The organism is Streptomyces sp. NPDC017676, assembly GCF_044329325.1.
Lineage (GTDB): Bacteria > Actinomycetota > Actinomycetes > Streptomycetales > Streptomycetaceae > Streptomyces.
In genome coordinates, this window is the sequence record NZ_JBIRJA010000022.1 from 148,928 (window position 1) to 173,595 (window position 24,668).

The following is a 24,668-nucleotide window of genomic DNA, read 5'->3' on the forward strand; positions in this document are numbered from 1 at the left end:
CGTCCACGCTCCGATGTCTTCGCGTTGGACGACGAGGTTACCGGCCGTCTCAGGCGGGGTGCCGCCGGCGCGGGTGTGGGTGCGGGCGAGGGCGAAGCCGCGCTGCCATGCCACGTCCCATCCGAGCGGGAACCTGGCAGCTGCGCCGGCCGACTCGCCCTCGGCCTCGCCCATCACCAGGTCGTTGGGCACCGCAGGGTCCCGTACGCGTCCGGGGTTGGGGCTTCGCCGGCAGCAAGCTCGAAGACGTCGACCGCGTCGAGCGGAACAGACCCGGCCAGAATAAGATCCTTCGTCTTCCCGTCCCAGGGATCAGCGCTACCGGTTGGAGAACCTCTCATGACGGACGTCGCCCCTCTGGGAATGTTCGGCAAGATCGCGAGCCAGTCCACCTGGTCAGGAAATGCCGACATGCTTCGTCGGCGAGTGGGTGAAATTCCCAAGGAAGAGCGGAAAGCAATCGTCGAGTATCTCCGCTCCGGCACGCCGATCATCGCCCTGATGGGATTCTCGGAGGACATTCTTGGCAACAAGTTCTCCCGGGCCGGCGGCACCGCCCTCATGAGTGACGGCCGCTTCTTCTGGCGGCTCGACGCGGCCGACTACGTGGAGCATTACGGTATCGGCCTCCCAGAAGAGTTCATCGCCTACGGCATCGCACGTCAGTGGATCGCTCCGACCCTTTCCCGCGACGAGGTCGTTGAGGTGGACGACCGCCTCGTCGAACTGAGACGAGCGGGGGTCTTGTGACCTGAGCCTCTCCGCCAACGCCAGTGCCGTCGCCGCCAGGCGTCAGGAACAGCGGGGCGTGCTGCCCCAGCGTCTGGTGCGCCGGCAAGCGGCGATGAGCAACACCCGATCCTCCAGCGGTAGCGACCACGGGCGTCCCGGCCGCAGCACTTCGGCTCCCTCGCGGCGCAGCATCGTGATCAGCGTGCGGAATGCGCGCGGGTCGAGCCCGGTGAGCGGGGCGATCCAAGACGGTTTCGACGCCGTGATCACCACTGGCACATCAAGCGTGATCACTGCTTGCACATCAAGATCGTCGCACCGCCCCGGATCCCGGACTCGCGGAGATCTCCACGTGCCGGAATTTCGGTGGGCGGTCTCGTCTTCGGCCGATACCGTGCGACGTAGAACCAAGGAGGATGAGTTGGTGCGCCCAGTGCTGTTGGTGGATGTGGACGGACCGCTCAATCCGTATGCCGCAAAGCCGCATCTCCGGCCCGAGGGCTGTCAGACGCACCGCCTGCTGACGCCTCGCCGGGAGGCCGTCGAGCGGCGTCGGCTGACGGGGTGCGGGCTGCCGAACAAGCCCGTGAAGCCGCTGCGGGTGTGGCTGAACCCGGATCACGGCCCGGCGCTGGATGCCCTTCCCTTCGACCTGGTGTGGGCGACCACGTGGGAGGAGGAAGCCAACGTTTTCATTGCGCCGGTTCTGGGATTGCCCGAGCTGCCCTTCATTCCCTGGGCCTCGCCGCGGACCCAGCCCGGCGGCGGTGTGTTCTGGAAGACCCCGGAGATCGTCACGTGGGCGAAAGGCCGTGCGCTCGCCCGGATCGACGACGAGATCACAGAGGCCGATCGTGCCTGGGTGGAGGAACACCACGACGGTCCCGCCCTAATGCACCGAATCGACCCCCGATGCGGCCTCGCCATCGATGACTTCGCGGCACTGACGGCATGGGCGACCGGCCTGGACCGATGGGGCGCTGCCCGGTCACCTCGACTCCGTTCATCGACGTCACCACCGGCGTCGGCGTCGTCACGAAGGCTTTCGGGCCGTCCGCGCGGCAGCGGTTGATCAGCGCGGAAGCGATGAAACTGTCGAGCTCGTCGAACCCTTTGAGGTGACCACGGCTACCTGCGTCACGTCTCCTTCAGTCGCGGGACGAGACCTGCGCTCTTGCCTGGCGCGTCGTTCCGGAACGAGAGCCGGCACCCTGCGGCCGTGCGACACCGGCGCGGGTGCCGGCTGCAAGCTGGAGTCGGTCACGGTTGATGGAGGAGTACTCGTTCGGGACCGGGATCGACGCGATGAGATCCATGGCGTCGCGCCGGCGGTGCGTGCGATGAACGTCGGGTTCAGGAACGGTTCGTGCTCACTGCTGTCTACGGGGCCGGTACCGGACCGGAGCGGTCCCAGCCAGGAGTCGTCTCTTCCCGGTGTACGTCCTCGGAGTGGACCGACTCTCCGCAGGTCGCGCACACGGTATGGGTGACGAGTTCGTGGTCCCGGTGAAGCAGGCGGACAGGTGGCGAGGTGACGGCCCAGCGGTCGCCCCAGCCGATGAGCTCGCGGGTGATGCCGGCGAGGTCGCGTCCTGCCTCGGTCAGGTAGTAGCCGCTGTGGCGTGTGTCGTCCGGCAGCGGGCGCCGTTCGAGGACGCCGCTCTCCACCAGCGCCTTCAGACGTGCCGCCAGGCGGTCCGTGGGGGCGCCGGTGTTCCTGGCGATCTGCCGGAAGCGGTGGTTGCCGAGCATGACCTCGCGGATCGCCGGCAGAGCCCATCGGTCGCCGACGATCTGCAGGGCCGCGGCGAGCGAGCAGGGGCGTCCGGCCATGTCCTGGGGATCGATGCGTGTGGTCACGGACCAAGTATCACCTCACGATGGTTTGATTTCCAAACCACCCTCATGCTTCACTTGCGCCATGTCCACGACGCTTGGATTTCCAAAGCACACTCGCATGGCCACCGTGGTCGTCCTGGTGGCCGTCTTCATGACCAACCTGGACCTGTGGATCGTCAACGTGGCCCTTCCGGCCATGGGAGCGAGTTTCTCCGGGGGTGGCAGCGGCGTGACCCTCGGTTCGCTGTCCTGGGTCCTCAACGCCTACGCGATCACCTTCGCCGCGCTGCTCGTGGTGGCCGGGCGCGCCGGTGACCGCATAGGCCAGCGCCCGGTCTTCCTCACCGGCATCGCCGTCTTCACCCTCGCGTCGCTGGGCTGTGCCCTGGCCCCGAACCTGGGGGCACTCGTCGTGGCCCGGGTGGTGCAGGCCGTCGGAGCGTCCGCCCAGATCCCGACGTCCCTCGCACTGCTGCTGGCGACGGTGCCGGCCGAACGCCGTACCCACGCCACCCGGAACTGGGCCGCGGTCGGCGGACTCGCCGCGGCCGCCGGGCCCGTCGCCGGCGGACTCCTGGTCGAGGTGGACTGGAGGTGGGTCTTCGCGGTCAACGTGCCCATCGGCATAGCCGCGCTCGTCGTCGGCCGATCGGTGCTGCCGGAGCCGGCCGCGCGGGAGGCGGGTCCGCTGCCCGATCTCCTCGGCGCCCTGCTGCTCATCTCGTCGGTCGGGGCACTGTCCGGGGCGCTGGTGCAGGCACCCGACTGGGGCTGGACGAGCGGCGGGACCGTACTGCTCCTGGCCGTTGCCGTGATCGGCGGCGCCACGTTCATCCTCAGGTCCCTGCGGCACTCCCACCCGCTGTTCGAGCTGCACCTGCTGCGGCTGCCGCGCTTCGGAGCGGCGAACGCCGGCAGCCTCGTGTTCGGTGTCGCCTTCGCGATCATGCTGCTGGCGAACGTGCTGTGGTGCCAGGACGTCTGGCACTGGAGCGCGCTGCGCACCGGCGTCGCCCTGGTCCCCGGTCCCGCCCTGGTGCCGGTCGTCACCCTTCTGACCGCCCGCGCCGCGCAGCGCTTCGGACACGGTCCGCTGGTCGCCGCGGGCGGGCTGCTGTTCACCGGCGGCATGCTCTGGCGCGTCTGCTTCGCCTCCGTCACGCCGGACTATCTGCGTGACCTGCTGCCCAGCCAGTTGCTGACCGGCACGGGCATCGGCCTGGCCCTGGGCACGCTGGTGGCCGCCGGCGTGCACGCCCTGCCGGGGCACCGCGCGGCCACCGGGTCGGCGCTGGTCAACTCCGTCCGCCAGATCTCCGCCACGATCGGCGTGGCCGTCCTGGTCGCGGTGGTCGGCTCGCACGTCGGTGCCGCCTCACTGCACGACTTCCGGATCGTCTGGGGCCTGGCCGCCGTACTGGGCCTGACGACATCGGCGTTCGGCGTGCACCTCAGCCGCGGCGGCGGACCCGAGCAGCCGGCGTCCACCGCATCGCAGAAGCCCGAGGCGGATGCGCGGTCCCTGTCGGATGCATCCTGACCGATCACCGCAACGCGCGGCGGCAGTCGTGGCCGCCTCGGCGTTCGGACACGACGGGCGCCAGGAGGAGCCAGACGCGGTCAGCGCAGTGACCGCCTCCCTCGGATTCATCAGGGCGGACAGCTCCCCCGCCCCTACCTGCCTCCGGTGAGGACGGCGGACGCACTGCGCCGCGCGACACGCAGGCTCGGCTCCGCCACACCGCAGGCCGCGTCACGACCAACCAGTAGGGCCTCTTCCTACCTGTTGTCCTCGTCCCAGCCGTCTTGGAAGACGAAGAGCGGCTTGGTGCCGTGCGCCGGTGCTTCGGCGAGGGCGACGGCCTCGGGGAAGTGTTCGAGCGGGAACGGTCGGCCCTGGGGGATGGTCAGCACCCCATCGGCGACGAGACCGCGTACCTGGGACAGCGCGTGCAGCGTGTCCTCAGGCGAGGCGGTGCCGAACCAGCGGTTCAGCCAGAAGCCCCGGACCGTCTTGGTCTCGTATATGACCGAGCGTGACTGGAGCGGGATCGTCAGCGCCGCCGGGTAGGTCTGCCGGTGGTGGAGAGCGCGCCGTAGCCACGAGCTCCCGACCGCCGCCGATCACCGCGCCCTTGAGCGCGGCCACCACGGGGACGCGCCCGCCCTCGATGGTGTCGAAGACGCGGTGCCACATGAGCGAGTGCTCCAGTGCTTCCTCGGTGGAGCGCTCGGTCAGCTCGCCGAGGTCGAGCCCGGCCGAGAAGTGATCACCCTCGGCGTCCAGGACGACGGCGCGGACGCCTGCGCCAGGCTTCCGGAAGAACTCCTCGAAGCTCAGCACGGTGACGTCGTCGAGGGCATTGCGCTTGGCCGGGCGACGGAGCGTCAGAATCGCCACGCCGTCGCGGTGTCCGATGGAAAGCGGGCTCAAGGGAAGGCTCCTCAACTATCGGGAATCTGTACTACGTCAATTGCGTTGTCCTACGCTGCGGGGATGAACGAACGCGTAGTGCCCGAGCCCCAGCGGCGCCGTCGGCGGCCGACCAAGCAGGGAGTGGTGCTCTCCCGCGAACTGATCGTCGACACGGCGCTGCGGCTGGTCGGGCAGCACGGTGCGGAGGCGCTCACCGTCCGCCGGCTCGGCACCGCGCTGGGTGCCGATCCCAGCGCGGTCTATCGCTACTTCCACAGCACCGACGATCTGCTGCTCGCCATCGCCGAGGAGCTGATCGCCCGCGCCCAGGACGGCTGGCAGGCCACCGGCAACTGGCGGGACGACCTGCGGGAGATCGGCCTGCGGATCCACGCCGGCTACCGGGCCCACCCGCAGGCCGCGCTGCTGGCCGCCCACCGCACCACCGGGCGCACCCACGAGATCGCCGCCGTCGAGGCGATCCTCGGCATCCTGCGCACCGCGGGGTTCCCCGACCCGGAGGCGGTGCGGATCTACCACGCGTTCGTCGACCAGAGCCTCGGATTCGCGGTGCTGGACGCCGCCGCGCTCGCCCTGCCGGCCGCGGCGCAGTCGGCGGACCAGCGGGTCTGGCACGCCTCCTACGCCAGGGTCGACGCCGGGACCCACCCGCACATCGCCGCCACCGCGCACCTGCTCGCCGCCGACATGGGACGCAGCGCCTACCAGTTCGCGCTGGACCTGCTACTGGACGCCGCCGAGGCCCGGCTGGCGGCGGCGCGCTGAGCGGTGCGCGCCGCCGTCGGCTCGGGGCCGCGGGTGGGATCAGTCGGCGGCGTGGACCAGTTCGCCGCCGACATACGTCCGCAGCACCCGGGCCGCGGCGATCTCCTCGGGCGGGCCGGTGAGGATGTCGCGGTCGAGGACGACCAGGTCGGCCAACTGCCCAGGGGCGAGCACGCCGGCGTCGTCCTGGCCGTTCACGAACGCCGACCCGGCCGTGTAGGCGGCGATCGCGGAGGCGAGGTCGAGCCGCTGCTCGGGCAGCAGGACCCGGTCGTCGTCGGCGTCGGGCCGGCGCCGGTTGACGGCCACGTGCAGGCCGGCCAGTGGGTCCGGGCTGCTCACCGGCCAGTCGCTGCCCGCCGCCAGCGTGGCGCCCGCCCGCTGGAGCGCGCCGAACGGGTACTGCCAGGCGGCCCGCTCCGGGCCGAGGAACGGGATGGTCAGCTCGTCCATCTGCGGCTCGTGGGCCGCCCACAGCGGCTGGATGTTGGCGATGGCGCCGAGCCTGGCGAAGCGCGGCACGTCGTCAGGGTGGACCACCTGGAGGTGCGCGAGGTGGTGGCGGGTGTCGCGCCACCCGTTGGCGGCGCGGGCTGACTCGACCGCGTCCAGCGCCTCGCGAACCGCCCGGTCGCCGAGTGCGTGGAAGTGCACCTGGAAGCCCAGCGCGTCGAGTTCGCTGACGTGGCCGCGCAGGGCGAGCGGATCGACGAAGCTGAGGCCGGAGTTGGCGGTGGCGCACCCGCAGCCGTCCAGGTAGGGGCTGGTCATGGCGGCGGTGAAGTTCTCCGCGATGCCGTCCAGCATGATCTTCACCGAGCCGGCCCGGAACCTGCCGTGCGTCAACTCCACGCGCCGCTCGACGAGTTCGGGGATCTGTTCGGCGCCCCGGGCGCGCTCCCACCAGAGAGCGCCGGTCACCCGGGCGGTCAGCGCGCCGGAGCGGGCGGCGGCCAGGTACGCGTCGGAGGGGTCGGGCATGCCGTTGAACTCGCCGAGCAGGGCGTCCTGCCAACCGGTGACACCGAGCGAGTGCAGCAACCGCTGTGCGCGCAGCAGCCCGTCGAGGCGGTCGGCGGCGGTGACGGGCGGGATCAGCCGAGCGACCAGGGCGGTGGCGCCTTCCTGGAGCATGCCGCTGGGAGCGCCGTCCGGCTCTCGTTCGATCCGCCCGTCGGCCGGGTCGGGGGTGTCACGGTCGAGGCCCGCGAGCTCCAGGGCCCGGGTGTTGGCCCAGGCGCCGTGGTGGTCGCGGTTGGTGAGGTAGACCGGGCGGTCGGGGACAGCGGTGTCGAGCAGGTGCCGGGTCGGCAGTCCGCCGTCGAAGCTCTCCATCGACCAGCCGCTGCCGGTGATCCACTCCTGGTCGGGGTGGGCCTCGGCATAGGCGCGGATCCGTGCCAGGCAGTCGGCGGCGCCGACGGTGCCGGTGAGGTCACAGGCGGCCAGCTCGGTGCCGCCGCCCACGGCGTGGATGTGCGCGTCCTGGAAACCCGGGAGCAGCAGCTTTCCGGCGAGGTCGACGACCTCCGTGCCCGGACCGATCAGTTCGCGGACCTCGTCGTGGCCGACGGCGGTGATCCGCCCGCCGCTCACGGCCAGGGCGCTCGCGCGGGTGCGGGCGGCGTCGCCGGTGTGCACGGGCCCTCGGGTGAAGACCAGATCGGCCTTGGTCATGGATGGTGCTCCGTTCTCGGGTAGTACGGGATGGTGCGAGGCGCCCGCGACTAGCGGATGTCTCCGAGGAAGTACGGTGAGCGGCGCCGCCAGCGGGCCCAGGCCGCCGCCGGCAGACCGCTGACGATCATCAGGACCACCACGGAGAGTTCGAACCAGCCGTTGTCGGCGGCGAGTCCGAAATGGTCGGCGGAGTCGTAGAAGGTCCAGGCGAGGTAGGCGCCGACGGCGAGCAGTGCCGCGGCGCCGAGCAGCGGACCGACCACCGCCCGCAGGCCCTCCAGCGGGCTGGTGCGCAGCAGGTGACGGAAGCGGACGGCGGCGGCGACGGCGGTGAGCGCGTAGTACAGCGCGACGATGATGCCGATCGCGTTGACGGCGGCGGAGATGAGGTCGTTGACGGTCGGAATGGCGACCGCGCACAGGGCCAGGGCGACCGAGACGCCGGTGATCAGCAGGGTGCCCGCGGAGGGCGTCCGGTGGCGGGGATGCAACCGGGTCCAGACGGGGCCGAGCACGCCGTCGCGGCCCATCGCGTACAGGCCGCGGGCGGTCGGGATCACCGAGGACTGGAGCGAGGCCACCGCGGAGAACATCAGCGCGATCAGCGGCAGCGCGGCCAGCGGCTGCGAGGCCAGCCGGGCCCCGAAGTAGGTCAGCCCGTGCGCGCCGTTGTCCGCCAACTCGTCCAGCCGCAGCACCCGTTGGAAGGCGGTGCCGGCGAGCAGGAACAACAGCAGCATCACCACCAGGGCGACCGTCCCGGCCCGGGAGGCGTCGCGCGGGTCGCGGACCTCCTCGCCGACGCTGAACACGGACTCGAAGCCCCAGTAGCAGAACACCGCGAGCACCATGCCCTGAGCCAGCGCCTCCAGGGACGGGATCGCGAAGGGGTCGTACCACTGGAGCGAGAACGGCTGGTCGCCGGCGAACAGCCCGTACCCGCAGAAGGCCAGCAGCACCGCGTACTCGAAGACCAGCAGCGCCTTCTGCAGCCGTGCGGCCAGGTCGAGCCCGCGTACCGCGACCAGCGCGGCGCCGACCAGGACGGTCAGGCCGATCAGCGTGCACTGGACGGTCGAGTCGGCGTCCAGCCGCAGGCCGGCGACGCTGTGCAGGTGCACGAGGTCGAGGAGTTGGACGATCGACGAGCCCGTGACGGTCGTGGTGTACGCCATGAACACCACCGTGCCGACGGTGTTCACCCAGCCGGTGAGGAAACCGAGCCAGGGGTTGAGCGTGCGGCCCACCCAGCGGTAGCTGCTGCCGGCGTCCGGCTCGGCGGTGTTCAGCCGGCCGTAGCCGCCGGCGATGGCGAGCACGGGGAGGAACGCCAGCAGCATGATCGCGGGCAGGTGCAGCCCGACGACCCCGGCCATCAGGCCCAGGCCGATGCCGATGCTGCTGGTCGCGGCGGTACTGGAGGCGGCGATCGCCACGCCGTCGAGGAGGCCGAGGGACCGGTGCATGGAGCGCTGGGGGTCGCTCGCGCCGGTTCTCGGACCGCTGCCCGTGGCCTTCTCCGTCGATGCCAAGGGATCACCGCCTTAGGGGTGTGGGGTGGGGAAGTGCGAGCCATGAAACCGGGCGGGCCGAAACAGGTCAATGCTGTTGTCATAAGGGGCCGGCCGCCACGAACTCGGCCGCAGCGGCGTCCAGGATCTGCGCTTGGTGCCTTCGGTGTCCCACGCCGCCCCCGCCCCCCCTCCGCGGCTGGCGTGCACGTCACCGGGATCACCGCCGCGCTGTCCGTCATGGATCCGGCGCTGTGGGCATCGGCCGGCGCGCTGCACGCGGACACCGCACTGCGCAGCCCTGGTCACGCAGCGCTCCTCGCTGCGCGCGCCGACGCGTGGCGGGCAGCAGGGCACGGGGGCACCTCTTGCCCGGCAGGGGTTATGCGTATAACTTGCGCCCTGAAAAGTAGTTTCCCCGAGTCGCCCCGGTACGGAGAGGAGGTCACTGATGCACACGAGCCGGCGCAGCCGCCACCTGTGGATCTTTGGTGACCACTCCTTCCGCAGCGATTTCTACGGCTGACGAGCAGTTCCGCGTCGAGGGGACACATGTGCCCTCGATCCCGGCCCCACGGCACCCGAGGTGCCCTGTCTCCCTCCTTCTCAGCCAAGGAACTACACCATGCCTCAGCTCACCCCTGCCCGCTGCCCGATCCCGCACGACGGCACCCAGTGGGCCGCCCGCCACATGCCGATGCTGGCAGCCACGATGCGGACGCACGCGTCGGCGTTCGCGGGCCGCCGGATCGGCATCTGCCTGCACATCGAACCCAAGACCGCCGTGCTGGTCGGCCACCTCGCCCAGGCAGGCGCCGACATCGTCCTCACCGGGTCCCCCGGTACCACGCAGGAGGACACCGCGGACGCGCTGCGAGACTACGGCGTCACCGTCGTCGGCCACCGCTCCGACACCCTCGCCCAGCACCGCGAGAACATTGCGCGCGTCCTCGACGCACAGCCCGACCTCATCCTCGACAACGGTGCCGATCTCATCGAGGGCGTCCTCGCCCGTGGTGGCCTGTCCGGACTCCTCGGCGCCACGGAGGAGACGACCACCGGCGGCCTGCGCATCCGCTCCTGGGACAGCCGGCCGGACTTCCCCGTGATTGTCATCAACGACAGCCGCCTCAAGCTGCTGGTCGAGAACGAGTTCGGTGTCGGCCAGAGCGTCGTCCAGGGCTTCATGAACGCCACCAACCTCATGATCCCGGGAGCCCGTGCCACCGTCGTCGGCTACGGCCCCTGCGGACGCGGCGTCGCGGACACGCTCGCTCACCTCGGCGCCCGTGTCGCGGTCGCCGACACGGACCCCTACCGTGCGCTGGAGGCGGTGATGGCAGGCCACCGGGTCGGCGCACTCGCCGACCTGCTGCCCCGCACGCAACTGCTCTTCCTGGCCACCGGCCACCCCGGCGTCATCGGTGCCAAGGAGCTAGGGGTGCTGCGGGACGGCACTGTCGTTGCCGGAGTCGGACACATGCCGTGGGAACTGGACGCGGACGCGCTCGCCGAGCACACCGCCTCCGTGCACCGCTCCGGGCCCAGCGGACAGGAACGCGCCGTGCACCGGCTGCGCGACGGCCGCGAGATCGTGATCCTCGCGGACACGAAGATGATCAACCTGACGGCGGCCAAGGGCAATCCGATCGAGGCGATGGACCTGGGTCTGACCCTCCAGGCCCGCAGCCTCGCCGCGATCGCCACGGGCCACAGCCCCGCACTCACACCCGGTGTGCAGGCGGTACCGGCATCCATCGACAGGCAGGTCGCCGCCCACCTGGTCGACACTCTGAGCCGTATCTGAGTTCGTCCGGCTCCGTGAGCGTGCCGCCGGACACCACCAGGCCTTGCGGACGGCCGTACCCCGCGCTCCGCGGAGCTGATCCGGCCCACCGGGTACGAGCGGACTCGGGGGCGGTCGGCCGCACGGGAACTGACGGCCTGGCGCGACCGCTCACCGCCCTGTTACCACCGACGTCCTGGCTGCGCTCGGCACCCTGGGTGCCCTGCTCCGCCTCAACGCCCGTGTTCCTGGGGGCGTTTCGCTCACCGGCTCCGAAGTAGCGGAGAAGATCCCGGGGCGGCGCTCGGGCCGGGCCGGGCCGGTGGGCCGGGCAGGGAGTGGCGGTCGCCGGTGGCTGGGCGTGCCCATCGGCAGCGGACCCGGTCGGGCGGGCGCGGCCTGCGGGGCGCGTGCTTCATGAGACCGGTTACATTGCCGGCCGCGTCATGCCCCGACCGTCGACAGTGACACCGCCAGCCCCATGGCGGTGTCACTGTCGACGGTCGGACACGTGTGCGTGCCGGCGGGGCCGAACGGGCAGCTCGCCGCGACGGAGAGGACGACTCGTCGTGCCGCAGTCCCCCGCCGGCACCACGTCACCGGTCCACCGTCCGCACCCGGCCCTTCCTGACCCGCGGACCAGCCGCGCGCCATGCCGGGGCCACCTGCCGCCGGCCGGGCCTGCGCGGGCCCCGTCCGCGCCCACCGCGCCCGCGCCGCCCCGTCCTGGCCGCGTCGGCCCCCGAGCTGTCCGGCGTTCTGGCGGCCCGCCCGCGCCGCGCCATGACAGGCCGCTGTCCGGCCCGTGCGACCCACCGTCCTGCACCCGACGCTGTCCGTTCGGCAGCCCCCGCCCGCGCCCACCGCTCTACTCCCCGCGCCTGCCGTTCTGCCACCCTCTGCCGCTCACACCGTGCTCACGCCGTGCTCGTGCCGTGCCGCCATCCCGCCGCGGCACCATCCGCCCGCGGTGCCCGCCTGTCCTTCCGCGCCCGGCCGTGGTGCCCGCGCCGCGCTGATCGGGCTCCCTCCGCTCCGACGTCCGGCCGCGCCGCCGCCGTCCCTTGGCGGCCCCCGGCCGCCCGGCTGTCTCCGAGCCGGGTCTCGCCCTCGGCATCCTGACCACAGGCTCGGCGCCCCAGCTGATGAGACCGACCTGCGGTGCGTGAGGAGCGGAACTGGGGGAACCAGGCACGGCGCTCGGCGCCCGCACCTATGCCCCGCACCGCTCGGAAATAACTCCCGCTTTGTGGGCTTGTCGACCTGAGGTAAGGGCATCCGGTGGCCAGGAGGTTGATAACGATGGTTCCCCTGCTTCTCGTTCTTCTGCTGGCTCTGATCCTCTTCGGTGCGGGTTTCGCGCTGAAGGCGCTGTGGTGGATCGCGGTGATCGTGCTCGTCGTGTGGCTGCTGGGCTTCGTCGTCCGTACGGCGGACAGCGGTGGCCGCAAGGGCCGCTGGTACCGCTGGTAGCCGATAGACGCCAGGCGCGATGAGCGTGCCACGCGAGAGGTGAGTGGGGCCCGGCCGGATACGGCCGGGCCCCACTCGCGTAACAAGCCTTCTTGCGAGCGGTTGGGAGGGATCGGGCGTATCGGGCGCATCGCAGGGTACGTGGGTGATGCACCGGCCCCGCAGACCCAGCAGTGGAACCCTGCTCCTCCTGTCTGCGGGGCCGCTGCGCACGGCTCATGCCGGACCCGGTCGGCGTGCAGGCCGGACAACCCCGAGCGGTCGGCAGCGAGTCAGGGCTGTACCAGGCGGTGCAGAGCGAGTCGGGCGAGGGGCGCGTAGACGAGCAGGACGAGCTGTGGGCCGTGCATGGTCAGACTCCTCGTAGTGTCGCGGCCCTGTGGCTTGACCTCGTGATGCAGCGGACCATCCGAAGTGGTTCGGGACGGACAATGCCGCGCGCCGCTGCGGGTCGCCCGCGCCGCCGTGGGCGCGGCCACCGGAGGCCTGCCGGGCCCGAGCCACTTCGCGCACCGCACCGCGGCCCCCTCCTCATCTGACCTGGAGATCTGATGGGAACTGCCCGGCCACGCCGGAGAAGTGCGGCTGCAGGCTGTCGCGATGCACCGGCCGCATCAGCTCCGCGCCACCTCGCGGCCCCTGGGGCGGCGCGATCAAGCGATCCGCAGGCCTCGCTGCCAGCCCCGCTGCGCCGCGGTGTCACACGGGTCTGGGGAACGCCCACGACGGTGGCCAGGGCCGTCGAGCTGCGAGCAACCCGCCGATCGCCGGCACCCTGCCGGGGAAGGACCTGGCGATGGTGGCACTGCGGCGGGCACACGAGGACGCCCGCCGCCACCGCTCCAGCGACCGGGCCGATACGGCCGTCCAGGCGGCGCTGGAACGTTCAGCACGGCCTAGCCCGAGGCGCGGCGGTCGTTGACGACGGCGCGTACGGCGCGGTCGCCGCGAGGGTCGGCCATCAGGCGGGCGATGTCCCACCACCGCAGCAGCAGCGCCGGATAGTGCGGCGGTATGGCGTCCATGAACTCCCGGTCGAACCGTGCGCGGACGCTCTCGTGGCGCAGGGCGGCGCGGATGTCGTCCATGGACGGTGGGAGGTGGCGGATGGCGGGCGGCAGCGTGGCTTCGTACTGCGGCGCCAGCTTGCGGCCGGGCTGGACCATGATGTTCCCGCCCAGCGCAGCGGCGACGTCGTCCTCCAGTTCCTCCTGAGCCCGCACGGCACGCTCCCACCAGTAGTCCCGGAAGGCGGCGACGGCCTCGGGATCGGACAGGTCGAGGGCGTCGCGCTGCTCGTCGAACTCCGCGCGCTCATCGTCGGGCAGAGCGTCCCGGATCGCGCCGGGAGTTTTCGCGGGATGGCGCGGCGGGGCCTGGCCAAGGTGGCGCACCCACTTGTCCCTGTGCTCCTCGCCAGCTGGGGGTCCCCACACCAGGGCGCCGCCCATCATGCCGGGCTTCTCCGGGCCGGCCGCCGCCAAGGGGGCTTCCAGGCTGACCGCCATGAGTTCCAGGTAGGCGGGCAGCGACTCGTACTCCCGCTCGCGCTCCCCGAACTCGGTCCACTTGCATACTTCCCCGGTCTCGCCGTTCAGGTAGAGGCCGTAGACGGTGTCGTCGGGGTGGAGGGAGCAGAACGGTATCCAAGATGGCTTCCACAGCACCAGGGCGTCCTCATCCTCGCCGTCCTCCTCCTGGAACCGCATCTGCATCTGATGGACCTCGATCACGGCGTCGAGCGGCATCAGGGCCCAGTTGCCCAGCATGAGCCCCGAACCGGCCACCCCTTCCTCACCAGCGGACAGCCGCCACAGTGCCTTCAACTCCTCCGGCACGCTCACGCCGAGGGCTCTTTCGAGAGCCATGATCCGGTCGTCGGAGGCGCCGGGCTTGAGGGCCGCGTGCGACGGCGGGGCGTATTCGGCCAGCCATTCCACGATCCGGTTCCATGCCCGGGTGACTCGCACATCCGCTGGTGTGTCAGTGGTCATAGTCACCACGCTCGCATTGCGTTCCGACCCGTCACACAGCGGGGCCCGAGTGCCATGCAGGGAACCGTCAGACATGGCGGTGGTGAGCAGTGAGCGGCCACGTCCGCCCCGCCGTAGGCTTCAGCTGGGCCATCCGGACACTGTCACCACAGCACTCCGTTGGGCTGCCTCCCGCGGCGCCGACAGCACAGCCAACTAATCTCGCAACCCGCGCTGCTGGGCCCTCATCATGGATGGGTGACCTCATGGATGCGCTGCTACTGGGACGAGGAAGACGTCTGGTTCTACTTCGAGCTCGATGCGGAAAGCTGGGTGATTCGGCAGGTCGAGCTCCAGGGACCGGAGCTGACTCCGATCGCGGCCGCCTCCCTCCTCGAATGGCAGCAGGCCCGCGACGCCGGTCGCCTGGCCGAGTACGACAGCGTGTTGGGGGGCACGGCGGAGCGGTCGGCCTCAGAGTGGGAAGGACACGATCCGCAACCGCTGACCTGTGAGGAGTTCGAAGAGGTCTGGGACACTGCCCGCCGACAGATCACAGATCGGCCGGCACGGAACAGGTCTTGAGGAAATGCCACCCGCCGTGAGACAGGAGCCTTTGGACGCGGCGTGAGACAGCACCTTCACCGCCACCCGCCACATGGGGAAGGCGCATTCAGCCGCCGGAACCTCGGGGACATCCGAGTCGATGCGGATGCCGTGTGGTCGTCGGCGAGCCGTAACCCTTGCCTGGAACGACCGTCACGAACGACGCCCTGCACGCCGTTCAGCTCGGTTCCATCCAGGAGACGCCGCTCATGCCGCTGGCCGTGTGCGCTCCGGAGGACGTCGAGAAGCGCTGTTGCCACGGAGTCCGCGGAGAGCCCCGCGCCCTGCTTCTTCGTCGCCGAGGGCGCGCTCGTCGCCGTCGACACCTGTTCTCGAAGTCTGCTGCACAAGCGGTACTGGCAGGGAGTCAGAGGGACATGCAGACGCGCTGGACGTGGTCCTGCGACACCCAGAGCTCCACCGGCCAGCTGCCCATGGTCGTCCCCCTCGGCAAGGGCGGATTCGGCTACGACCACACCCCCGGCTGGAACGCCGCGTGGAAGGCGGTGCCCGCATGGGACTCGGCGTACTTCGTCATGCCGTGGGAGCTGTACACGTACTACGGCAACAGCAGCCTGTTCGCCGAGCTGTACGACCACCGGGACAGGCTCCTCACGTACGACGAGACCCTGTTCACCCCCGAGAACGATTACACGTTCGAAGCCTCCCTCGGCGCCTACTCCGGAGCGGAGAGCCCTGGCAGCAACGCTGTCATCAGCCTCGCCTTCTACGTCCACTTCTGCGACTACATGGACAGGGTGGGGCGCTTGATCGGCCGCGAGCGGCGGGCGGCCCACTACGCCCGGCTGGCGCGCCCACTGCGCAGCGCGTTCATCGCCCACTACTGGGACACGTTCAAGGGTCACTTCACCCAGGGCAGCATCTCCAGCGAGAACGCGCTGGCCATCGCCTTCGACCTCGTACCCGGCTCGGACCTGAAGCCCGACGACCCCCGCCACCTGGTCGGCACGAAGACACTCGCGGAGAACAAGAAGGCCCTTGCCAGGCTGCTCGCCGACCGCATCATGGCAGCGGACCACCACATCCAGAACGACATGTACGGCTCGCGCTACGAGTTCAACATCCTCAGCGAGTACGGCCACACGGACATCGCCCTCAAGGCCGTCACGCAGACCGGACAACCCGGCTACGTGTACCAGATCGCCAGGGGCGCCATCTCACTGTGGGAACAGTGGACCGACCGGCTCTCGGTCAACCACCACTACCGCTCCAACGTGGCCACCTGGTTCTACCAGAGTCTGGCCGGCATCAGGCCGACCTCACCTGCCTACGAGTCGCTGCGCGTCCGCCCGTACATCCCTGCGGTCGCGGTCAACAGCCGCGTACCGAACGACACGCAGGACACCGACCTGGCGCCCGCGACACTCGACCACGTCAGCGCCTCGATCGACACCGTGCGGGGCAGGGTGCGCTCGGAATGGCACCGCCGACCGGACGGCAGGATCGACCTCACGGTCACCATCCCGTACAACACGGAGGGCGAGATCTGGGTCCCCACCCTGGACAGGCCCGTCACCGCTCCCCGGGGCGTCTCCCACGTCCGTGACGACACCTCCGGCGGTGCACCGTACAAGGTCCACCGCGCCCGGGCGGGGTCCTACCGTTTCAACGCCGGTTGACCCCTGTGCACAACTCCCTGCCCCGCGCCGGGTTGTCGACCTCGGCGCGGTGCGGCCGTTGATCCGAGAGCGGCCGCGTGACGCTTCTCCTGATGAAGTCGTGCCAGGTGGCCCGGTGCGAAGGCAGCGCGAGCACGACGCCGGCGAGCTGGAGCACGGGGAACACTACGGCTGCGTCAGCCCGGAGCCAGGCGTAGGGGACGGCGAGCAGCATGCCAGCACAGCCCCGATCACCCCGTGAAGGGCTGCTTCCAGGGTCAGGCATGCGCCTTCCCGTGCCGACGGCTGACCGCAGGGTCTTGAGCGCGTCCGCGCGGCCCTTCTCACCGGCGACCGTGTCCAGGTCGGCGAGGTCGGTGAGGACGCTCGGGTTGAGCGGGCGGCTACGACCAGTGCCACCACCTTCACCTCGGCGGTGCGGGCGTCGCGGGTGAGGGTGACGGTGTCACCGAGGCCCCTCCCAGCCGCTCCCGCGCGGCCGGGCCGCAAACTCGGCCCGATCGTCCCTTCCGCGGGCAGCGTCCAACGCGCATGGCTCAACCCCATGCGCGACGTGTACTTCTCGCGGGCTGACACGGCACTCAGCCGGGCACCGTCACAACGCGGCGACCGCGGTGCTCCGTGGCGAACTCGGTGAAGGCAATCTGACCATCAGTGGCTTCCGACCGTGAGCCGCGGCGCCGGACCGACCGCGGACCGAGCGGGAGCCGCGCGGCCGGAGCACGCTCCACTGGCGGCAGGCGCACGTCACGGCACGCGGGACTCTCCGATGAGGTCGGATGCGCGCCGCTTGTGCTCCCGCGCGCCCCTACTGGCCGGATCACGAAGCTGCCACCATCGGCCCTGCGGTGGCTCACGACCGCGGCCACGGACACGGCGACGGGGGACGCATGACGCGGCGATGGCTGGTGACGGGGTGCTCTTCGGGGCTCGGGTGGGCGCTGGCAGGCGCCGCCGCGGAGGCCGGCGACCTGGTGGTCGCCACCGCTCGCAGACCCGCCGCCATGAAGGACCTGGCTGACCGGTACCCGGACCGGGTGTCGGCGGTGGCTTTGGACGTGTGCGACGCCGAGCAGTGCGAGGCGGCGGTCGCCCACGCGGTCGATCGCTTCGGCGGCGTCGACGTGCTGGTGAACAACGCCGGGGCAGGGCTGTTCGGCGCGGTCGAAGAGGTATCCGACAACGAACTGCGCGCGCAGCTGGAGGTGTTGACTGTCGCGCCGTGGCGACTCACCCGCTTGGTGCTTCCCCTGATGCGCCGTCAGGGCTTCGGGCACGTCGTCAACGTCTCCTCGATCGCCGGACGGATGGGGCTGCCGGGCCTGTCCGCCTATGTGACGGGCAAGTACGCACTGGAAGGGATGAGTCAGGCTCTGGCGGCGGAAGTCGCGCCCTTCGGCATCCGGGTGCACGCCGTGGAGCCCGGCGGTTTCGCCACCCGCTACGGCACCTCGCTGGCCGAGGCCGCCGGCCGCATCCAGGCCTACGCCCAGAGCACGGGAGACGTCGAGGCAGGCCTGCGGGGCATGGCCGGCAACTCCGGGCTGAGCCGGCCCGAAGTTTTCGCCCACCACGTCCTGCGCTTGGTGGCGTCGCCCACGGCGCCGCTGCGCGTACCGATCGGCGCGGACGCCTACGACTTCCTGGGGGCGGTCGAGGCCGCTAGCCGCGCCGAGTTGGCGGCCGCGCACGCCTTCGTCCACGACCCCGCCGAGCGCCCGGGGGAAGACGCGGCACCCGTGACGCCCACTGTGTGAGAACGGTGCCCGTGGTGAACCGCGCCCGCCGTCCTGCCTGCCGGAGGAGAGCGGCCTGTCCCTCACCCGGTGCGGGCGCCGCGAGCGCACGGCCGTCGACCTCATCATGGCCACCGCGGACAACCGTCCCGCCTCTGTACGGGACGCGCCAGAGCACCGAGTACGGCGGCGCTCCGGAAAGCCAGGTCCCGGCTGAAGGGTGGCGCCGTTGCGGCAGTCGATCGCGCGGGTGTGCCGTCCGGTTCCACACCGGACACTCAGGGCGCCTTCTACCCCGCCTGGCGGCTCGCCGCGATCGACGGCACGACATGTGACCTGCCGGACACGAAGGCGAACGTGGACGCGTTCGGCCGTCCGATTCGCTCCGGGCGCGGTGAACGGGACGTCGGCCACCCGCAGGTGTGCACGGTCGGCCTGGTGGAGTGCAGCACCCACGCCGTCTTCGATGCTGCGATCGCCGTCGGCTGAACCGGACGCGGGAGTGCCTGCCGGTCTCCATGGGTTGCCGGACCGGCTCGTGGCATCAGCGTCTCGTCACCGCGAACGCCGCCGCCCCAGCTACCCGAGCTGGTCGCGCATACACAACGCGACTGGCACGCCGGCAGATCCACCATGTGCTCGGGACACCACCCCCATCCGGTAACCCCTGATCGTCTGTCAGCCGTCGCCGAGAAGCCGCGGTGATCAGTCGAGCCACAGGAGCATGGCGTCCTCCGCCGCTGCGGCGGCCTCGAAGAACCGCGTCAGGCCGTCGTACCGGTGACGCCCCCACTCAAGCGCTCCGGGCCTGTCCCATCCGAGGGGATACGCCCCTGCCAGGGGATACACATCAGCCTTGGTCAGGTCGGCCGGACTCACGCCGCTGACGAGCTGGTCGTACGTGACGGCACGCAGCGCCCGCGCCGCAAGACGTACCCGCTCTGTGCGCAGGTACCTCGGCGGCCCGTAACCCCAGTCCTCGTCCTCGGCGAACGGCTCCTCGCCATGGATGACGTCCACCGGGAAGTCGACACGCGTCAGGAGGAAACCCAGCATGTGCCAAGTCTTCGACGTGCTGAAATGACGCGCCTCGGCCGGCGCGGGTTCTGACCGCTCCTCGGCGTCCTGGACGTCCTCTGCGAAGTGCAGCGCCCAGTCAGGATCCTGAATCGCGCGCTCCAGCTCAGCAGCCGTGACGCGCAGGTACTCACCGATCATGCTCATGGCCGGAGATCAGGCGATGCCTCTGACAGCGGTGGGCGGGCAGGCCGGCTCAATCACTGTCTCCTACCCCCCCCGTTCGGTGGCGAGCGGGTGCCGAGGCGCTGACCAACGTGATGGGGCAGGATGACAGCCGTCGAGGTCGACTCGCCGCAGGGCCGCCGGCGCCGAACCGGCCGAGCCGATGGCACAGGCCTGGTGCGGGCGCGGAGTTCACGCGCGTCACCAGCGCACCGGATCGAACGGGCAGCAGTGGGACATCACGGTGAGCCGACGGCGCCGGTGGGCACAGGTTCGGCGCGCACCACCGCGGCATAGGAGCCGAGGCCCATCAGGCGCGCGCCGGCGATCTCGCCGAGGGCGGTGTAGAGCGTGAGCAGGCGACCGGAGACGGGGTCGAAGGCGATGTCCCTGACCGTTCCGTGCTCGACGCCGTGCTCGGTCAGGACCCGGCTCCCGAGTGCCCGGTGGTGGGCAGGCACACGGTCCTGCGCCTGCTCGGCTGTGACACGTGAGTGGACGATCACCGCGTCGGTGCCCACTGCCTCCACGGCGCTCCACGGCAGCGCTTCGGCGCGGTCGGCCGCCCCGGACAACCGCACCGCGGCTACCGTGGCGTCGTGTGCGTCGACGGTCAGGTCCGCCACCTTGCCCAGGGTGGTCGCGTCGTCGGCCGTGATCACCGGTAGGCCGAAGGCCTGGGAGAAGAGCATCGCGGGTCCTCCTTAGTCGGACGGAGCGGCGCCTGGTCAGTGGGGCCGCATGTGAGTGAGGAAGGCTTCTACCTGGGCGGCGAAGCTGGGCAGGTCGTCCGCGACGAAGTGCTGTGCCTGCGCGGGAAGGACGAGGGCCTGACCGGAGACGGCCAGTGACTGGCCACGCGGCACGAACACCTTGCGGTGCTGCCGGTCGAGGTTGTCGTTGGCGGCGACCTCGAAGCCGACCACCCGGCCGCTCGTCCCCGTCTCGATGACCACGTCCGCCACTGTGCCGATGTCTGTGCCCTCTTCGGTGAGGACCGGGGCCCCCAGGACTCGGCCGCGACCGGCTTCGCCGCGTCCGACGACCGCGTCCCGGTCTTCGAAGAGAGCCTGGCTTGCGATCATCACCGCGGATGACCCGACCGCGTGCACATGGGAGAAGGGAAGGCTCTGCTTCAGCGGCCCGGCCAGCAGGCCTCGCCCGCTCAGCGTGAAACCGGTGATCCGGCCCGCCGGCCCGTCGAAGACGACATCCTTGATCTGTGCCACCGCCTCCCCGCCGAGTGTCACCACCACTCGTCCGGACAGTTCGGAGGCGAGTACGAGAGTGTTCACCGTCCGCCTCCCCGGCCGGCGCGCCCGCGATTGACCGCGATCACCGTTCCGGACCGGCGTCGTGCCTGAACGAGGACCACCGCCCCGGCGAGCAATGCCACCGCCGCGACGAGGGCGACCAGCCAGAACCACCACATCGTCTTCCACCTCCCTGCCGTCGGCCACCCGTCGTGACCCGAGATACGCTCAGCGACCTCTCCGTGGTCTCCTGTTGCCCTCTGTACTGGCAGACACGCCTGCGTGTCGGAGTGGATACCGGCCATCCACGCCCACAACGCTGCCCGCCCACCGGGCACTTGTTCGGGCGCCTCACCGTAACCGGCAGGAACCGCTCTCCCGCCTGCGAAGGCCCTTGCGGTTCCCGTCGGTCAGGGAACCGCGAGTGGGACGCCCTGTCCGTCGACTGGGAGGTGGTGCTTGCTGCCCGGCCGTGCTCGGTCGACCGAGTTGGGCCCGCTTTGGGCCCCGGGGTCACTCCCAGCGCACGCGCAGTCGGCGGAAGCCGTGGAGCCAGGCAAAGGTCCGCTCGACCACCCACCGGTAGACGCCGAGTCCGGAGCCGTGCCAGGTGCCGCGCAGTGCGACAGCCGGCACGATGCCTACGGCGGGGCCGGCCGACTCTGCCTCGGATGGGCGGGACGGCGTCCAGCAGGAGCAGGAGCTGGGTGACGTCGCCCTCGGTTGCCGCCGGTCAGGATGACGGTGAGCGGGGTGCCGTGTCCGTCGGTGATCAGGTGGCGCTTGGAGCCGGCCCGGCCCCGGTCGACCGGCGACGGGCAGCCCGTCAGGCTCCCCCTCCTAACGCCCTGACGTGCGAGGAATCGACCACGCGGCGGGACCAGTCGAGCGCTTTCTCGCCGCGTTCAGTTCGGCCAGCAGCACCTCATGCAGCCGCTGTCAGACCCCGGCCTTTGGGCAGGCACTCCCACTGGATGTCCGTGTGCAGCACATACAAGATCCCGCACGGCACCTGCCGATCAGGCAACGTCTTCCGGCCCGGATACCGGAACCGACGCTCCCTCCTCGGCAACCGCGGCTCGATCCGCATCCGCTCCCACAGCTCATCCGACACGATCCACGGTGATGCCCTCGTGCATCAGCAACGGTGCCGGACGGTTCCGTACGCGTCAGGGTTCCGAAAGGAGTTCCTCCTCGATCTGGGCGAGTTGGGTGGCGAAGATCCTGGCGCCCCCCTGAGCCGGATGTCGCACAGGAATCGCCTTTACGCCGTTGCGGGCGAGTGCTTCCTGGGCTTTACGGCCGACCGCGACGATGGTCTGGGTCTGGAAGGCTGCCGACAATGCGAGGACGATGGGTGTGCCCTGGGCGATCTCACTGGCGCGCGGGGGGCGGTTGGTGCCGGGTCGGCCGGGTTCGTGCGGGTGGTTCGGGTAGACCGGCCAGAACATCGGTACCGGCCCTCGTAGGGCCGCCACCGTACGCCACACCACGGTCGACGAAGCCTCCCACAGGGCCGGCGGGTCGGTGGGGATCTCGAAACCGTCGCCGTCCGGGTCGCCGGTGATCAGCCCCGGCCTGGCCTCCAGCTGGGTCACGCTCATGAACGGAAGCCCGGTGACGGCGTGCCCCCGGTAACCGGGGGCTTCCCCGATGAGGAACATCCGGGGACGGACGCGGTCCATCAGCTCCAGGTACCGTCGCAGGTTCCGCTCGCGCAGCCTGCCGGCGGCGTCCTGGCCGTACAGGAACCGTGCGTCGTCCGTGTCGGGCAGCGCGTGGAGCAGTTCCCAGAACCGGGCGATGTCCGCCGCGTTCATCACCGCTGCCCTCCAAACACAGCCGTACGGGAAGCCGCGGACGTGGGACCCGCGTCGAGATGAGCCCGCCCGGGCCGGCTCCGGCTACTTGGAGGCGGCCTCCACATGTGTGCGGATGTGCTCCGCCCAGGTCTCCGGGGAGTCGACGGGGCTGAAGTGCCCCGTGTTCTCCATGAAGTGCAGGTCGTAGTCACTGTAGTAGTCGTCGAGTGAGTCGCTCCACTCCGTGGGGAAGAGCGCGTCGCTGTCCGGCCACAGGATCGTGATGTTCTTCGAGAACCTGTCCTCCGGCGCCGGTTTGGTCTCGTTGGCGTAGAAGGTGATGGGGTTGCCCTCGGGGTAGCGGAACCACATCGCGCTGGCCACGAATTCGCCGGGCTTCGAGTGATTCTCGGTGAGGTGGTCGAGTAGTACATCGACCGCGGGGGAGCCGGGGGGCGACCAACTCTCCAGATTCTCGCGGAGTGCGGCGCGGACGGCTTCCGGCTTTCCGTCGATCAGGTCCTCGACCAGCCTGGTCTTGTACAGGATGGCGTGCAGGAAGGCGTTGACGGCCTTCTCCTCCAGGATCCGCCGGCCGACGCCCAGGGTGGGTGGGGCGATGACCAGGGAGTGCGCCAGGTCCGGACGTTTCATGGCGATGGTCTGGACGGTGAAGCTGCCCACGTCGTAGCCGCACAGTACGGCGTGCTGATGCCCAGTTCGTCGATGAGCGCGATGACGGCGTCGACTTGGCCCGTGAGCGAGTAGGCGTTACCGACGTCCTCCAGGTGTTTGTCGGACTTCCCGTACCCGCGCAGGTCGGGGGTGACCACATCGACGTCCTGGCCCAGGAGCGGCACCACGCGTGAGAACTCCACGTGATCGCCCGGGTTGCCGTGTACGAGGACGACGGGCGTGCCGCTGCCGGAGCGCTCGTAGTAGTTGCGGAAGCCTTGCGTGGGTTGCGAGAAAGGCATGGTGTTCGCCTCCGGGTGGTTCGCTGCTATGTCCGTCGTGGTTCGACTTCGGCCGGCCGTTGACGACATCGTTGAAGCGGATCCAGCGCGGTGTCTCACCGTGCGCGGTCAGGCGCTCCTGCGGCTCCCGGCGGTCGACGGGGACGTAGCTGTACGGATCATGGCCGTTGCGCCGCACCCGGCCTCATGCTCCTGAGCCACGCCGACGAACACGTTCAGGATGATCATCGGACTGCTCCTGCCGCTCAGCTCCACGCAACATCTTCCGTCGTCGTACGGCGCCTCGCACCTCGGCATGGACCTCGCACCTTTGCTGCGCGACAACCGAGTTCCCGTGCATCCTCAGCAGCCGGGCGACATCGGCGTCCAGGACGTCGTACTCCCGCTCCTCGGAGGGCAGGGGCAGGGCCCGCAGTAGATCGACGGCGGCGTTCAGGTGGGGGGTCGTTCCACAGCACGACGGCGTAGAAGACCAGGCCGGGCGCGCCGAGCCGGCACCACTGGCCCTCGCGGTACGACTGCATGGTGTGCCCGCGCGACTCGGCAGACGTCCCGGGCGAGCTTGTGGCGGGGCTCCTGCTGCCTGCGCGACCGGCCGGCCGGCGACGGCGTTGCGACACGTCGCAGTACGACGGAATCAGGGACGGACCAGACGCAGGGATGCCGTAGGAGGCACCGACCGACGCGGCACCGGCCGTCCCGCACGGCAGCCCAGGGGGCACACCTAGAGGTGCGGCCTGTGACGTGGAGGGCAGCGGCATCGGGCACCGGACCGTCGCGGGGACCGCGGACTGCCGCCGGCAAGGCCAGGACGGCGGTGCGCCCGCCGGACACGCCCGTCCACCGCGCCTTTCAGTGGGGCTGGTGCGCGTCGGCGGACGTGCCGCAGGCGGAGTGTACGAGTGCCCGGCACGAGCCTCGGTGAAGTGTGTCAGCTGGGCTGGGCCGTCGGCATGATGAAGACCTGCGGGAGGTTGACCCGCAGCGGCAGAGAGGCGATGAAGCCGACCGTCCGCGCGATGTCGTCCGGGATGAGCCAGTCGATGGTCTCCTTCGACCCCTCCAGCCATTCGCGGGCGCCGGCGTCGGTGACGTGGTCTTGCAGCTCCGTGCCCACGATGCCGGGCTCGATCGCGGAGACCCGCACCTTCTTCGGGCCCAGCTCGATGCGCAGGTGCTTGGACAGGTGGGAGACGAACGCCTTGGTGCCGGCGTA

Annotated in this window: 24 protein-coding genes and 2 pseudogenes; 11 read left to right on the plus strand and 15 right to left on the minus strand. The window is 70.6% G+C overall.

The window, feature by feature from the left end:
- The first annotated feature begins 339 nt into the window (after positions 1-339).
- Complete coding sequence (locus tag ACH4LD_RS36835; RefSeq protein ID WP_398058519.1) at positions 340-750, plus strand: hypothetical protein; 411 nt, start codon at positions 340-342, stop codon at positions 748-750.
- 75 nt (positions 751-825) lie between these two features.
- Here ACH4LD_RS36835 and ACH4LD_RS36840 read toward each other — a convergent pair.
- Positions 826-1,011: pseudogene (locus ACH4LD_RS36840) on the minus strand (IS5/IS1182 family transposase); the annotation flags it as partial.
- A gap of 142 nt (positions 1,012-1,153) precedes the next feature.
- Here ACH4LD_RS36840 and ACH4LD_RS36845 point away from each other — a divergent pair.
- Positions 1,154-1,804: a hypothetical protein gene (locus ACH4LD_RS36845; RefSeq protein ID WP_398058520.1), complete on the plus strand. Its 651-nt coding sequence runs from the start codon at positions 1,154-1,156 to the stop codon at positions 1,802-1,804.
- A gap of 308 nt (positions 1,805-2,112) precedes the next feature.
- Here the strand turns inward: ACH4LD_RS36845 and ACH4LD_RS36850 are convergent, their stop codons facing one another.
- A complete protein-coding gene (locus ACH4LD_RS36850; RefSeq protein WP_398058521.1) occupies positions 2,113-2,592 on the minus strand; it encodes a winged helix-turn-helix transcriptional regulator in 480 nt (159 codons plus the stop codon).
- A gap of 97 nt (positions 2,593-2,689) precedes the next feature.
- Here ACH4LD_RS36850 and ACH4LD_RS36855 point away from each other — a divergent pair, with 97 nt between their 5' ends.
- Positions 2,690-4,111, plus strand: coding sequence for an MFS transporter (locus tag ACH4LD_RS36855; RefSeq protein WP_398058522.1), 1,422 nt, complete (start codon positions 2,690-2,692; stop codon positions 4,109-4,111).
- A gap of 239 nt (positions 4,112-4,350) precedes the next feature.
- Here the strand turns inward: ACH4LD_RS36855 and ACH4LD_RS36860 are convergent, their stop codons facing one another.
- Together ACH4LD_RS36860 and ACH4LD_RS36865 are read right to left on the minus strand one after the other, a co-directional pair.
- Positions 4,351-4,485, minus strand: coding sequence for a hypothetical protein (locus ACH4LD_RS36860; RefSeq protein WP_398058523.1), 135 nt, complete (start codon positions 4,483-4,485; stop codon positions 4,351-4,353).
- A 49-nt stretch (positions 4,486-4,534) separates the two neighbouring features.
- Entirely contained in the window at positions 4,535-5,005 is a 471-nt protein-coding gene (locus tag ACH4LD_RS36865; protein WP_398058524.1) for an enoyl-CoA hydratase-related protein, read from the minus strand.
- A gap of 63 nt (positions 5,006-5,068) precedes the next feature.
- Here ACH4LD_RS36865 and ACH4LD_RS36870 point away from each other — a divergent pair, with 63 nt between their 5' ends.
- Positions 5,069-5,773 carry a TetR/AcrR family transcriptional regulator gene (locus tag ACH4LD_RS36870; protein WP_398058525.1) on the plus strand — a complete coding sequence of 235 codons (705 nt, stop codon included), beginning with the start codon at positions 5,069-5,071 and terminating at the stop codon, positions 5,771-5,773.
- A 39-nt stretch (positions 5,774-5,812) separates the two neighbouring features.
- Here the strand turns inward: ACH4LD_RS36870 and ACH4LD_RS36875 are convergent, their stop codons facing one another.
- Entirely contained in the window at positions 5,813-7,450 is a 1,638-nt protein-coding gene (locus ACH4LD_RS36875) for an amidohydrolase (RefSeq protein ID WP_398058526.1), read from the minus strand.
- A 50-nt stretch (positions 7,451-7,500) separates the two neighbouring features.
- Entirely contained in the window at positions 7,501-8,919 is a 1,419-nt protein-coding gene (locus ACH4LD_RS36880) for an APC family permease (protein WP_398058531.1), read from the minus strand.
- A gap of 670 nt (positions 8,920-9,589) precedes the next feature.
- Between ACH4LD_RS36880 and ACH4LD_RS36885 the strand changes: the two genes are divergently transcribed.
- Together ACH4LD_RS36885 and ACH4LD_RS36890 are read left to right on the plus strand one after the other, a co-directional pair.
- Complete coding sequence (locus tag ACH4LD_RS36885; protein ID WP_398058527.1) at positions 9,590-10,771, plus strand: adenosylhomocysteinase; 1,182 nt, start codon at positions 9,590-9,592, stop codon at positions 10,769-10,771.
- A gap of 1,281 nt (positions 10,772-12,052) precedes the next feature.
- Entirely contained in the window at positions 12,053-12,223 is a 171-nt protein-coding gene (locus ACH4LD_RS36890; RefSeq protein WP_011113206.1) for a DUF5670 family protein, read from the plus strand.
- 896 nt (positions 12,224-13,119) lie between these two features.
- Here the strand turns inward: ACH4LD_RS36890 and ACH4LD_RS36895 are convergent.
- Entirely contained in the window at positions 13,120-14,163 is a 1,044-nt protein-coding gene (locus tag ACH4LD_RS36895) for an SMI1/KNR4 family protein (protein ID WP_398059107.1), read from the minus strand.
- Between the two features lie 291 nt (positions 14,164-14,454).
- On the opposite strand from ACH4LD_RS36895, the gene ACH4LD_RS36900 reads away from it, so the two are divergent.
- The 4 genes from ACH4LD_RS36900 (at position 14,455) to ACH4LD_RS36915 (ending at position 18,667) form a co-directional block, all read left to right on the plus strand.
- Positions 14,455-14,781: a hypothetical protein gene (locus ACH4LD_RS36900; RefSeq protein WP_398059105.1), complete on the plus strand. Its 327-nt coding sequence runs from the start codon at positions 14,455-14,457 to the stop codon at positions 14,779-14,781.
- A gap of 398 nt (positions 14,782-15,179) precedes the next feature.
- A complete protein-coding gene (locus ACH4LD_RS36905; protein WP_398059104.1) occupies positions 15,180-16,442 on the plus strand; it encodes an alpha-L-rhamnosidase C-terminal domain-containing protein in 1,263 nt (420 codons plus the stop codon).
- An 890-nt stretch (positions 16,443-17,332) separates the two neighbouring features.
- Positions 17,333-18,199, plus strand: coding sequence for an SDR family oxidoreductase (locus ACH4LD_RS36910; RefSeq protein ID WP_398059103.1), 867 nt, complete (start codon positions 17,333-17,335; stop codon positions 18,197-18,199).
- Between the two features lie 231 nt (positions 18,200-18,430).
- On the plus strand, positions 18,431-18,667 hold the full coding sequence (locus tag ACH4LD_RS36915) for a hypothetical protein (RefSeq protein WP_398059102.1): 237 nt from the start codon (positions 18,431-18,433) through the stop codon (positions 18,665-18,667).
- 216 nt (positions 18,668-18,883) lie between these two features.
- Here the strand turns inward: ACH4LD_RS36915 and ACH4LD_RS36920 are convergent, their stop codons facing one another.
- The 7 genes and pseudogenes from ACH4LD_RS36920 to ACH4LD_RS36950 form a co-directional block, all read right to left on the minus strand.
- Entirely contained in the window at positions 18,884-19,402 is a 519-nt protein-coding gene (locus tag ACH4LD_RS36920) for a YfbM family protein (RefSeq protein WP_398059101.1), read from the minus strand.
- A gap of 257 nt (positions 19,403-19,659) precedes the next feature.
- A complete protein-coding gene (locus ACH4LD_RS36925; protein ID WP_398059100.1) occupies positions 19,660-20,112 on the minus strand; it encodes a PRC-barrel domain-containing protein in 453 nt (150 codons plus the stop codon).
- 36 nt (positions 20,113-20,148) lie between these two features.
- Positions 20,149-20,715 carry a PRC-barrel domain-containing protein gene (locus tag ACH4LD_RS36930; protein ID WP_398059099.1) on the minus strand — a complete coding sequence of 189 codons (567 nt, stop codon included), beginning with the start codon at positions 20,713-20,715 and terminating at the stop codon, positions 20,149-20,151.
- A 474-nt stretch (positions 20,716-21,189) separates the two neighbouring features.
- A pseudogene (locus ACH4LD_RS36935) lies at positions 21,190-21,763 on the minus strand (transposase); the annotation flags it as partial.
- A gap of 79 nt (positions 21,764-21,842) precedes the next feature.
- On the minus strand, positions 21,843-22,493 hold the full coding sequence (locus tag ACH4LD_RS36940) for a uracil-DNA glycosylase (protein ID WP_398059098.1): 651 nt from the start codon (positions 22,491-22,493) through the stop codon (positions 21,843-21,845).
- An 84-nt stretch (positions 22,494-22,577) separates the two neighbouring features.
- On the minus strand, positions 22,578-23,129 hold the full coding sequence (locus ACH4LD_RS36945) for an alpha/beta fold hydrolase (protein WP_398059097.1): 552 nt from the start codon (positions 23,127-23,129) through the stop codon (positions 22,578-22,580).
- On the minus strand, positions 23,126-23,452 hold the full coding sequence (locus ACH4LD_RS36950) for an alpha/beta fold hydrolase (RefSeq protein WP_398059096.1): 327 nt from the start codon (positions 23,450-23,452) through the stop codon (positions 23,126-23,128). The genes ACH4LD_RS36945 and ACH4LD_RS36950 overlap by 4 nt, the downstream gene beginning before the upstream one ends.
- Positions 23,453-23,672: 220 nt before the next feature.
- On the opposite strand from ACH4LD_RS36950, the gene ACH4LD_RS36955 reads away from it, so the two are divergent.
- Entirely contained in the window at positions 23,673-23,870 is a 198-nt protein-coding gene (locus tag ACH4LD_RS36955; RefSeq protein ID WP_398059095.1) for a hypothetical protein, read from the plus strand.
- 513 nt (positions 23,871-24,383) lie between these two features.
- On the opposite strand, the gene ACH4LD_RS36960 is transcribed toward ACH4LD_RS36955, so the two are convergent.
- Positions 24,384-24,668, minus strand: a 285-nt coding sequence (locus tag ACH4LD_RS36960) for an SDR family oxidoreductase (protein ID WP_398106211.1), incomplete at its 5' end; no start/stop codon positions are given.